The sequence below is a fragment of the Xanthomonas sp. WHRI 1810A genome (genome assembly GCF_040202885.1).
In the GTDB taxonomy this organism is placed as follows: Bacteria; Pseudomonadota; Gammaproteobacteria; order Pseudomonadales; family Pseudomonadaceae; genus Aquipseudomonas.
This window is the reverse complement of sequence record NZ_JBEGED010000014.1, coordinates 69,441-81,280: the sequence shown is the minus strand read 5'-3', so window position 1 is coordinate 81,280 and position 11,840 is coordinate 69,441. Positions and strand designations below refer to the sequence as shown.

The 11,840-nt window shown below is 61.4% G+C and carries 9 protein-coding genes; 1 reads left to right on the top strand and 8 read right to left on the bottom strand.

What is annotated here, in order from left to right; all coding sequences use genetic code 11:
• Nucleotides 1–23: 23 nt before the first annotated feature.
• The 8 genes from fabI to gloB form a co-directional block, all read right to left on the bottom strand.
• Nucleotides 24–818, bottom strand: a complete 795-nt coding sequence (gene fabI / locus ABQX22_RS19890; protein WP_349801565.1) for an enoyl-ACP reductase FabI — start codon at nt 816–818, stop codon at nt 24–26.
• Between the two features lie 19 nt (nt 819–837).
• Nucleotides 838–2,448, bottom strand: a complete 1,611-nt coding sequence (locus ABQX22_RS19885; RefSeq protein ID WP_349801564.1) for an ABC transporter ATP-binding protein — start codon at nt 2,446–2,448, stop codon at nt 838–840.
• 1 nt (nt 2,449) lies between these two features.
• Nucleotides 2,450–3,469: an ABC transporter permease gene (locus ABQX22_RS19880; RefSeq protein ID WP_349801563.1), complete on the bottom strand. Its 1,020-nt coding sequence runs from the start codon at nt 3,467–3,469 to the stop codon at nt 2,450–2,452.
• A gap of 1 nt (nt 3,470) precedes the next feature.
• Nucleotides 3,471–4,544 (bottom strand): microcin C ABC transporter permease YejB, encoded by a 1,074-nt coding sequence (locus tag ABQX22_RS19875; RefSeq protein ID WP_349801562.1) that lies wholly within the window; start codon nt 4,542–4,544, stop codon nt 3,471–3,473.
• Nucleotide 4,545: 1 nt separating this feature from the next.
• Nucleotides 4,546–6,411 (bottom strand): extracellular solute-binding protein, encoded by a 1,866-nt coding sequence (locus tag ABQX22_RS19870; protein WP_349801561.1) that lies wholly within the window; start codon nt 6,409–6,411, stop codon nt 4,546–4,548.
• Entirely contained in the window at nt 6,408–8,237 is a 1,830-nt protein-coding gene (locus ABQX22_RS19865; RefSeq protein ID WP_349801560.1) for an extracellular solute-binding protein, read from the bottom strand. Before ABQX22_RS19865 ends, ABQX22_RS19870 begins: the two co-directional genes overlap by 4 nt.
• A gap of 212 nt (nt 8,238–8,449) precedes the next feature.
• A complete protein-coding gene (locus ABQX22_RS19860; RefSeq protein WP_349801559.1) occupies nt 8,450–10,063 on the bottom strand; it encodes a LysM peptidoglycan-binding domain-containing protein in 1,614 nt (537 codons plus the stop codon).
• Nucleotides 10,064–10,162: 99 nt separating this feature from the next.
• Nucleotides 10,163–10,942, bottom strand: a complete 780-nt coding sequence (gene gloB / locus ABQX22_RS19855; protein ID WP_349801558.1) for a hydroxyacylglutathione hydrolase — start codon at nt 10,940–10,942, stop codon at nt 10,163–10,165.
• 92 nt (nt 10,943–11,034) lie between these two features.
• Here gloB and ABQX22_RS19850 point away from each other — a divergent pair, with 92 nt between their 5' ends.
• Nucleotides 11,035–11,793, top strand: coding sequence for a class I SAM-dependent methyltransferase (locus tag ABQX22_RS19850; protein ID WP_349801557.1), 759 nt, complete (start codon nt 11,035–11,037; stop codon nt 11,791–11,793).
• The last annotated feature ends 47 nt before the right edge of the window (nt 11,794–11,840 follow it).

Below are 11,840 nucleotides of genomic sequence, written 5' to 3'. Positions count from 1 at the left end.
ACGCAGAGCGTGGGAAAGATGAATCACTCTTCCAGATTACCCATCGCGGTGGTGTTGAAGCCGCCGTCGACGTACATGATTTCGCCGCTGATGCCCGATGCCAGGTCCGAGCACAGGAACGCGCCGGCGTTGCCGACTTCATCGATGGTCACGTTACGACGCAGAGGGGTCTGCGCTTCGTTGGCGGCCAGCATTTTGCGGAAGTTCTTGATGCCGGACGCGGCGAGGGTGCGGATCGGGCCAGCCGATACGGCGTTGACGCGGGTGCCGTCCGGACCGAGGCTGCCGGCCAGGTAGCGAACACCGGCTTCAAGGCTGGCCTTGGCCATGCCCATGACGTTGTAGTTCGGCATGGTGCGCTCGGCACCCAGGTACGACAGGGTCAGCAGGCTGCCATTGCGGCCTTTCATCATCTCGCGGCCGGCTTTGGCCAGTGCCACGAAGCTGTACGCGCTGATGTCGTGAGCGATGCGGAAGCCTTCACGGGTGGTGGCTTCGGTGAAGTCGCCGTCCAGTTGGTCGCCCGGTGCGAAACCTACCGAGTGAACGATCACGTCCAGGCCGTCCCACTTCTTGCTCAGCGCTTCGAAGACCTTGGCGATCTCCTCGTCGCTGGCCACGTCGCACGGGAAGCACAGCTCAGGGTTGGAACCCCAGCCTTGCGCGAATTCTTCGACGCGACCTTTCAGTTTTTCGTTCTGGTAGGTGAAGGCAAGCTCAGCGCCCTCGCGGTGCATGGCGGCAGCAATGCCGGATGCGATGGACAGTTTGCTGGCGACACCGACGATCAGGACGCGCTTACCGGCGAGAAAACCCATGTGTTGTTCCTCTATCAGATTAATCGACAACGGCTGGTGCCAAAAAGGCGGCTTCCAGCAGCTGCTGTGTATACGGATGTTGCGGTGCTGCGAAGATGTCTTGCGCTGCACCCTGTTCGACCACTTGGCCTTGCTTGACCACCATCAGCTGGTGGCTCAGCGCTTTGACTACCGCCAGGTCATGGCTGATAAACAAATACGTCAGGTTGTACTTGGTTTGCAGTGACCGCAGCAGCTCCACCACTTGGCGCTGAACGGTGCGGTCGAGGGCCGAAGTCGGCTCGTCCAGCAAAATCAGCGCCGGTTTTAACACTAATGCCCGGGCAATGGCGATTCTTTGCCGCTGCCCCCCGGAAAATTCATGGGGGTAGCGGTGCCGGGTGTCCGGATCCAGACCTACCTCCTTGAGTGCCTCGATGACCGCCGATTCCTGCTCCACCGGCGTGCCCATCTTGTGAATGCGCAAGCCCTCGCCGACGATGTCACACACCGACATGCGCGGGCTCAGGCTGCCGAAGGGGTCCTGGAACACCACCTGCATCTGGCGCCGCAGCGGGCGAACCTGCTGTTGCGTCAGGGAGTCTAGCGGCTTGCCCTGAAAGCGTATGTCACCGTCGCTACCGATCAGCCGAAGAATGGCCAGCCCCAGCGTCGATTTGCCTGAACCGCTTTCACCGACGATGCCCAGGGTCTGACCCTTGGGCAGGCTGAAGTGAATGCCGTCCACCGCCTTGACGTGATCGACCGTGCGCTTGAACAGGCCCTTCTTGATCGGAAACCAGACCCGCAGGTTGTCGACTTCCAGCATCGGCGGCCCCGCAGGGTTGTCGGCCGGCCCGCCTGTGGGCTCGGCGCTGAGCAACTCTTTGGTGTACGGATGCTGCGGCGAACGGAACAGCGCCTCGCAAGATGCCTGTTCGACGATGCATCCGCGCTGCATGACACATACGCGATTGGCTATTTGTCGAACCACGTTCAAATCATGGCTGATCAACAGCAGCGCCATGCCCAGGCGGCCCTGCAGTTCCTTGAGCAATTCGAGGATTTTCAGCTGCACCGTGACGTCCAGCGCCGTGGTCGGCTCGTCGGCGATCAGCAGCTCCGGCTCGTTGGCTAGCGCCATGGCGATCATCACCCGCTGTCTCTGACCGCCGGAGAGCTCGTGAGGCAGCGCCTTGAGGCGTTTGCGCGGCTCGGGGATGCCCACCAGCTCAAGCAGCTCCAGCGTGCGCAGCGTGGCGGCCTTGCCGGTCAGGCCCTTGTGCAGTCCGAGCACTTCGTTGATCTGCTTTTCGATGGACTGCAGCGGATTCAACGAGGTCATCGGCTCCTGAAAAATCATGGCGATGTGATTGCCGCGAATGGCCCGCAGGCGCTTTTCGCTGGCGGTTAGCATGTCGTGGCCGGCGTAACGAATGGTCCCGGTGGGATGGGTCGCCAGCGGGTAGGGCAGCAGTCGCAGGATCGAGTGGGCGGTGACGGATTTGCCCGAGCCACTTTCGCCCACCAGCGCCAGGGTTTCGCCCTTGCGGATGTCGAAGCTGATGCCCTCGACCACGCGCTGGCGCTTCTCGCCGGTAATGAACTCCACGGACAGGTCGCGGACTTCGATCAGATTGTCCTGCTTCATCTCATTTCCTCGGGTCGAACGCGTCGCGGGCGGATTCGCCGATGAACACCAGCAGGCTCAGCATCAGCGCCAGCACGGCGAAGGCGCTGATGCCCAGCCACGGCGCTTGCAGGTTGGATTTGCCCTGGGCCACCAGTTCGCCCAGCGACGGCGAGCCGGCGGGCAGGCCGAAGCCGAGGAAGTCCAGCGCGGTCAGGGTGCCAATCGCGCCGGTGAGGATGAACGGCATGAAGGTCATGGTCGAGACCATGGCGTTGGGCAGGATGTGACGGAACATGATCGCGCCGTTCTGCATGCCCAGCGCACGGGCCGCGCGCACATATTCCAGGTTGCGGCCGCGCAGGAACTCGGCCCGCACCACGTCCACCAGACTCATCCAAGAGAACAGCAGCATGATGCCCAGCAACCACCAGAAGTTGGGCTGCACGAAACTGGCGAGGATGATCAGCAGGTACAGCACCGGCAGCCCGGACCAGATTTCCAGGAAGCGTTGCCCCACCAGGTCCACCCAGCCGCCATAAAAGCCCTGCAGGGCACCGGCGATTACGCCGATGATCGAGCTCAGCACCGTCAGCGTCAGGGCGAACAGCACCGAGATCCGAAAGCCGTAGATGACCCGGGCGAGCACGTCGCGGCCCTGGTCGTCGGTGCCGAGCAGGTTTTCCCGGGATGGTGGGCCCGGCGCCGGGACTTTCAGGTCGTAGTTGATGCTCTGGTAGCTGAAGGGTATCGGTGCCCACAGGGTCCAGCCGCCTTTCGCGGCCAGCAGTTCCTTGATGTACGGGCTCTTGTAGTTGGCTTCCAGCGGGAATTCGCCGCCGAAGGTGGTCTCGGGGTAACGCTCGAACACCGGGAAGAACCACTGGCCGTCATAGCGCACTGCCAGCGGCTTGTCGTTGGCGATCAGCTCAGCGCCCAGGCTTGCGCCGAACAGGATCAGAAACAGCCACAGCGACCACCAGCCGCGCTTGTTGGCCTTGAACCGGGCAAAGCGGCGTCGATTGAGAGGGGACAACGTCATATCAATGATCCCTGCTTTCGAAGTCGATACGCGGGTCAACCAGGGTGTAGGTCAAGTCGCCGATCAATTTCACCACCAGCCCCAGCAACGTGAAGATGAACAGCGTGCCGAACACCACCGGGTAGTCGCGGTTGATGGCCGCTTCAAAGCTCATCAGGCCCAGGCCGTCCAGAGAGAAGATCACTTCCACCAGCAGCGAACCGGTGAAAAAGATGCCAATGAAGGCCGACGGGAAACCTGCGATCACTAGCAGCATCGCGTTACGGAACACGTGACCGTAGAGCACGCGGTGCTGGGACAGGCCCTTGGCCTTGGCGGTGATGACGTATTGCTTGCCGATCTCATCGAGAAAGCTGTTCTTGGTCAGCAAGGTCATGGTCGCGAAGTTGCCGATCACCAGCGCCGTGACCGGCAGCGCCAAATGCCAGAAGTAATCGCCGATCTTGCCCAGCCAGCTCATCTCGTCAAAGTTGTTGGAGGTCAGCCCGCGTAACGGGAACCAGTCGAAATAGCTGCCGCCGGCAAACACCACGATCAGCAGGATGGCGAACAGAAATGCCGGGATCGCGTAGCCGACGATGATGGCCGAACTGGTCCAGACGTCGAAATGGCTGCCGTGCCGCGTGGCCTTGGCGATCCCCAGCGGGATCGACACCAGGTACATGATCAGCGTGCTCCACAGCCCGAGGGAAATGGACACCGGCATCTTTTCTGCAATCAGGTCGATGACCTTGGCGTCGCGGAAAAAGCTGTCGCCAAAATCCAGCTGTGCGTAATTCTTGATCATGATCCACAAACGTTCCGGCGCCGATTTGTCGAAGCCGTACATGTGCTCGATTTCTTTCACCAGGCCGGGGTCCAGGCCTTGGGCGCCGCGATAGGTCGAACCGGCGACCGCCACCTCGGCACCGCCGCCTGCGATCCGGCTGGTGGCGCCTTCGAAGCCTTCCAGTTTGGCGATCATCTGCTCGACAGGCCCACCGGGCGCGGCCTGGATGATCACGAAATTGATGAGCAAAATGCCGAACAGCGTCGGAATGATCAGCAGCAGGCGCCGGAAAATGTAGGCCAGCATGTTATTGCTCCGCGCTCGCCGGCTTGGCGTCGGCGTCAGGCTTGGGCGCGGCATCCAGCGGGATGGCCGGCTTGGCGTCGGGCTTGACCCACCAGGTCATGTTGCCGACGTCGTACAGCGGCGAGACCTTGGGATGACCGATGTGGTCCCAGTAGGCCACGCGCCAGGTCTTGATGTGCCAGTTGGGGATCACGTAATAGCCCCACAGCAACGCGCGATCCAGCGCACGGGTGTGCTCGATCAGGCTTTGCCGCGAATCGGCGTTGATCAGCCCGTTGACCAGCGTATCCACCGCCGGGTTTTTCAGGCCCAGCACGTTATAGCTGCCGGGTTTGTCGGCACTGGCCGAATCCCAATATTCGCGCTGCTCGTTACCCGGCGAACTGGATTGCGGGAAACTGCCGACGATCATGTCGTAGTCCCGGGAGCGGCGGCGGGTGATGTACTGCGACACGTCAACCCGGCGAATCTCCAGATTGATGCCGATGTCACTCAAGTTGCGCTTGAACGGCAACAGCACCCGTTCGAATTCGGTCTGGGCCAGCAGGAATTCGAGGGTGACCGGCTTGCCTTCGGCGTCGACCATCTTGTCGCCAACGATCTTCCAGCCGGCCTCCTTCAACAGCTGGAACGCCTTGCGCTGCTGCTCGCGGATCATGCCGCTGCCGTCGGTGACCGGCAGTTTGAATTCGTCAGTGAAGACCTGCGGCGGGAGCTGATCGCGCAGCGGTTCCAGGATCTTCAGCTCTTCAGGTGAGGGCAGGCCGTGGGCGCCCATGTCCGAGTTGTCGAAGTAGCTTTTGGTCCGGGTGTAGGCCCCATTGAACAGCTGCTTGTTGGTCCATTCGAAATCCAGCAACAGGCTCAGGGCCTGACGCACGCGAACGTCCTGGAAGATCGGTTTGCGCAGGTTGAAGATAAAACCCTGCATGCCCTGCGGGTTGCCGTTGGGGATTTCCTCGCGGATCAAGCGGCCTTCTTTTACGGCAGGCGTGTCGTAGGCGGTGGCCCAGTTCTTCGCGCTCATTTCCAGCCAGTAGTCAAATGCGCCGGCTTTCATCGCTTCCAGCGCCACGGTGTTGTCGCGGTAGTAATCCGTGGTCAAGGTGTCGAAGTTGTAGAACCCCTTGTTCACCGGCAGGTCCTTGCCCCAGTAATCCTTGACCCGCTCGTAGCGCACCGAGCGTCCGGCCTTGACCTCCGCCACCTTGTACGGCCCGCTGCCCAGCGGGATCTCCAGATTGCCCTTGCTGAAATCGCGCCCCTCCCACCAATGCTTGGGCAGCACTGGCAACTGGCCGAGGATCAGTGGCAGCTCGCGGTTGTTGGTGTGCTTGAACTTGAACAATACCTTGAGCGGGTCTTCGGCAATGACTTGATCGACGTCGGCGTAGTAGCTGCGATACAGGGGCGAGCCGTCCTTGATCAGGGTCTGGAAACTGAACACGACGTCGTCGGCCCGCACCGGGTGGCCGTCATTGAATTTCGCTTCCGGGCGCAGATAGAACCGCACCCAACTGTTGTCCGGGGCCTTTTCGATTTTGCCGGCGATCAGGCCGTATTCGGTGAACGGTTCATCCAGGCCCTGGCGGGCGAGGGTGTCGTAGATCAGGCCGATGTCATCAGCCGGCACGCCCTTGTTGATGAACGGGTTGAGGCTGTCGAAACTGCCGAAACCGGCCTGGCGGAACAGGCCGCCCTTGGGCGCATCGGGGTTGGCGTAATCGAAGTGCTTGAAATTGGCCGGGTACTTGGGGGCCTCGTTGTACAGGGTCAGGGCGTGCTCGGGGGCGGCCACGGCTGAGCAGGCAATGCCCAGCAGAAACACACCGCCAGCCTGCGTGAACAGGGAGCGAAGGGCAGTCATTGAGGGTTCTCCAAAGGCTTGAGCCACCACGCACGCAGGCCCAGGGTGTAGGGCGGGGTGGTGACCATGACGAACCGGTTGCGGTACGCCAGACGGTGATTATTGAGGTACCAGTTCGGGATCATGTAGTGCTGCCACAGCAGGACCCGGTCCAGGGCCCTGGTCGCGGCGACCTGATCGTCCCGGGTCTTGGCCGCGAGCAATTGATTGAGCAGGTTGTCGACCACGGGATTGGCGATGCCCGCATAGTTTTTACTGCCCCGGATGCCGGCCTGGCTGGAGTGGAAGTATTGCCACTGCTCCAGGCCCGGGCTCAGGGTCTGATTGAGGGTCATCAGGATCATGTCGAAATCGAACTGGTCCAGCCGCTGTTTGTATTGCGCGCGATCCACGGTGCGCAGCCTCGCGTCGATGCCGATGCGCGTGAGGTCTTCGATGTAGGGCTGCAGGATCCGTTCGAGATTCGGGTTGACCAACAGTATTTCAAAACGCAACGGCTGGCCGTTCTGCGCTGTCAGGTGGCCGTCGGCATACTTGAAGCCGGCTTCGGCGAACAGGCCCAGGGCCTTGCGCATGGTGTCGCGGGGGATGCCGCCGCCGTCGGTTTTCGAGACGCTGAACGGCTGGGTGAACAGGTTGGGCGGCAACTGCTCGCGGTAAGGCGCCAACGACAGGAACTCGCCGCCCACGGGCAGGCCGGTCGCTGAAAATTCACTGTTGGGGTAGTAGCTGGTGGAACGCTTGTAGGCGTCGTTGAACAGCGTGCGGTTGGTCCACTCGAAATTGAACATCAGCCCCAGGGCTTCGCGCACCTTCACGTCGGCGAAGGTCGCGCGCCGGGTGTTCATGAACAAGCCCTGTGTCTGCGTGGGGATTTTGTGGGTGATCTGGGCCTTGATCACCTTGCCGTCGGCCACTGCCGGGAAGTTGTAACCGGTGGACCAGTTTTTTGCCTGGTGCTCGATGTAGATATCGAATTCGCCGGCCTTGAACGCCTCGAACGCCACGTCGGCGTCGCGGTAGAACTCGACCTCGACCCGGTTGAAGTTGTATTTACCGCGATTGACCGGCAGGTCCTTGCCCCAGTAATCCTTGACCCGTTCGAAAACCAGGCTGCGGCCGGGATGAACCTGCGTGATGCGGTACGGCCCACTGCCCAGCGGCGGCTCGAAGGTGGTGGCCTTGAAGTCGCGGTTCTTCCAGTAGTGCTGAGGCAGGACCGGCAATTCCCCCAGGCGCAGAATCAATAATGGGTTGCCGCTGCGCTTGAGCACGAAGCGAATCCGGTGACGGTTGAGGATGTCCACCCGCTGCACTTCCTGTAGCGCGGTACGGTATTGCGGGTGGCCGTCCTTGAGCAGGGTCCGGTAGGAAAAGGCGACGTCGTAGGCGGTAATCGGCTTGCCGTCATGAAAGCGCGCTTCGGGCCGCAGATTGAACACCACCCAGCTGCGGTCTTCGCTGTATTCCACCGATTTGGCAATCAGGCCGTAGCTGGAGGTCGGCTCGTCGCCGGAAGGGTCGTACTGACCAGTGCCGACCATCAACGGTTCGTTCAGCTCATTGACGCCGTACTGACCGAAATTGGGGGTCGAAATCGGGCTGCTGCCCTTGAAGGTGTAGGGGTTGAGCGTGTCGAAGGTGCCGAACGCCATGATTCGCAGGGTGCCAGCCTTCGGCGCCTCGGGATTGACCCAGTCGAAATGCGTAAAACTGGCCGGGTACTTGAGGACACCGAACTGTGCGTAGCCATGGCTTTCGCTGACGGTTGCGGCGGCTGTCGAGCTCAAGACCAGACTGATGATCAGCAGGCAAGGGCGTATCAAATCGAGGTTCGATCCAGGCAGCGGTCGGTCACAGTAACAGCTTGTATCGGCTGGAAAAAGAGTGGTTGTGAATGGTGTTGTGTGGAAGCGAACATCCGAGGATGTAGGAGCGCGCTTGCCCGCGATTAAGGTGTGTCAGGTGATGAATCCGTCACAGACAAAACCCGATCGCGGGCAAGCGCGCTCCTACAAGTATTTGGTCGGATCAAGGCTCAATGCGGCAGGTAGACGGTCAAGGTCTGCCCCGGCTTCAACGCCTGGCCGCTGCGCGGGTTCCAGCGCTTGAGATGTTGCATCTCGACGTTGAACCGCTTGGCCACCAGATACAGCGAGTCGCCTTTCTGGATTTTGTACTGCATGGTTTTCTGGTCGGCTTCCTTGCTGCTGGTGCCTTTGCTGGCAACGGCTTGCGCGCGGGTGCCGGCTTTGGCGGGCTTGCTGTTGTCCTGGATGACCAGCGTCTGACCGACCTTGAGGTTCTGGCCGGACAGCTTGTTCCAGTGCTGCAGGTCCTCGACGTCGACCTTGTTGATGCGGGCGATCTGGATCAGGTTGTCGCCACTTTTGACCTTGTAACTGCGGCTGCGTGCAGGTCGGGTGTCTTGCTCCGCGATTTCCTGAAACACAGGCACGTCGGGGCTAAGGCCCGGCTTGACCGGAATCGTCAGCGCCTGGCCACGGCGCAGGTGCGTGCTGGTGAGCTTGTTCAAATCCTTGAGGGTCGAGGTCGAGACCTGATACCGACTGGCGATGGTTGCCAGGCTGTCGCCTTTGCGCACCCGGTATTGCTGCCAGTCGATCAGGTCGGCCGGCTTCATGTTCAACAGGCTGGCGGTCAGCAGCTGCGACTTGGAGGTGGGCACCAGCAGGTGCTGCGGGCCGTCGATGGTCAGGCGTTTCTTGAAGGCAGGGTTGAGCTGGATCAGCTCGTCTTCGTCGATGTTTGCCATCGCCGCGACCTTCGACAGGTCCATGCGCTGGTTGAGTTCCACCACCTGGAAGTACGGCTGGTTGGCGATCGGGTTGAGATTGACCCCGTACGCCTCCGGCGACAGCACCACCTGCGACAGCGCCAGCAGCTTGGGCACGTAATCGCGGGTTTCCTGGGGCAGGGGCAGGTTCCAGTAGTCGGTGGGCAGGTTCAGTTTGTCGTTGCGCTCGATGGCACGGGCCACGGTGCCTTCGCCGGCGTTATAGGCCGCCAGGGCCAGCAGCCAGTCGCCGTTGAACATGTCGTGCAGCTTGGTCAGGTAATCCAGAGCGGCCGTGGTGGATGCCGTGATGTCGCGACGACCGTCGTAGAAATTGGTTTGACGCAGATTGAAATAGCGACCGGTGGACGGGATGAATTGCCAGATACCGGCGGCATCGCTGCGTGACAGCGCCATGGGGTTGTACGCGCTTTCAATGACCGGCAGCAGGGCCAGTTCCAGCGGCATGTTGCGTTCTTCCAGGCGCTCGACGATGTAGTGCATGTACAGGCTGCCGCGTTCGCCGGCGGTTTCCAGGAAAGAAGGGTTGTTGGCGTACCACAAGCGCTGCTGCTCGATGCGCGGGTTGAGGTCGTTGCCTTCTTGCAGCTGGAAACCTTCACGGATCCGTTCCCAGACGTCGTGCGGCGGCGTCTGGGGCTTGGGTTTGCGGGCGAGGAAAACGGGCTTTTGCTTGATCTTGACCGAAAGATTCGGGGCCGGGGTCGCGTTGCTGGCCTCCAGACTGCTGGTGGTCTGGCAGCCCGCCAAGGTGGCGCTCGCGACGACCGCGAGCGCTTGGGCCAACCGAGTCAATGCGTCGGAATTAAAGGTTCTGCTTATAGATGACGACATTGGCTGGGGGATAGTTCCAGTCGAAAATGTCGGGCGATTCTAGAAATTACATTAACAACGGTCAACCTTTCAGAATATTTGTACCGATTGGCCACTGTCTTAGAACTTATCTTTCCAGCCGCGCAACGCGGTGAACACCGCCACAGGGCTCGTATTATCAGTTCCGCTCCGTTCGTCTGCTTTTTCTTTCACCGCCGCAATGTCCACCCGCAGGAACGGGTTGGTTTTGCGTTCCAGGGCTAAATTTGAAGGCAGGCTGATGCGGTTTTGGTTGCGCCATTGCGTCACCTGCTCGAAGCGCGCACGCACATCGGGGTTGTCCGGCTCGACCGCTACCGCAAAACGCAGGTTGCTCAGGGTGTATTCGTGGGCGCAATACACCAGGGTGTTGCCAGGAAGTTCGGCCAGGCGCCCAAGGGAGTGATCCATCTGTTGCGGGGTGCCCTCGAACAGTCGACCGCAGCCGGCGGCAAACAGGGTGTCACCGCAGAACAACAGGGGCGCTTGCGGGTCGTCGTGGTAGAACGCGATATGGCCGAGCGTGTGGCCGGGCACCGCATAGACGCCGAAGGTCAGGCCGAGTACGGTGAGCGAGTCGTTGTCGTTGAGCGACACGTCGCGCACGGGCGTGTGTTCCGCGGCCGGGCCGTAGACTTTGGCGCCGCTGAGGCTTTTCAGCTGTTCGACGCCCCCGGTGTGATCGGCATGGTGATGGGTGACCAGAATGTCGGTCAGCTGCCACTCGGGATGTTGCGCAAGCCAGGCGATGACTGGCCCGGCGTCCCCCGGATCGACCACGGCGCACTGTTTGCTGGACGCATCGTGTAACAGCCAGATGTAATTGTCGCTAAAAGCGGGCAGGGCAAGGATCTGTATCATTCGGGTCGCCTCGCTGGAAACAAAGTCGCATCTTAGAGTCTCACTTCGTTCCAGGCGAGCACCTCTCGCGAGATCATTCATGGAGACCGGTAATGACCGATGAAGCGTTTGCCCAGGCCGACCCCGAATGGCTTGAGTTGATCAGCTCAGCACGTGAATGGCTGTCCGGGCCGCTGGGGCAATTGTTGCTGCAAGCCGAACGGCGCGTGCTGGAGGAAGAGCTTGAGCGGTTCTTCGGCGGTTATCTGGTGCATTACGGCCCCTCCGCCGAAACACCGCCCGCCGCCAAGCAAGTGCAGCGCAACGTTCGCCTGGGCGCTCCGCTGCCGGGCGTCGAGATCGTCTGCGAAGAGCAGGCCTGGCCGTTGAGCGAGCACGCGGCCGATGTGGTGGTGATGCAACACGGCCTGGATTTCTGCCTGTCGCCCCACGGTCTGCTGCGGGAAGCGGCGAGCAGCGTCAGGCCCGGCGGGCACTTGCTGATCGTCGGGATCAACCCCTGGAGCACCTGGGGGATTCGTCATCTGTTCGCCCATGACGGCCTGCGCCGGGCGCGTTGCATCTCGCCTTCACGGGTGGGTGACTGGCTGAACCTGCTGGGCTTCGCGCTGGAGAAACGCCGCTTCGGGTGCTATCGTCCGCCGCTTGCCTCACCCACCTGGCAGTCCCGTCTGGCGGGGCTCGAGCGTCTGGGCGACGGCTGGCAAAGCCCTGGTGGCGGCTTTTACGTGCTGGTGGCGCGCAAACTGATGGTCGGATTACGGCCTGTGCGCATGCCGCGCCGCGAACCCATGGGCCAGTTGCTGCCCCTGCCGATGGCCAAGGTCAACCGGCGCAGCCCGGAGCCTTGACAGCCAGACCCCCTGTGGTGAGAAGACCCCTTATTCTGGAAACGTCT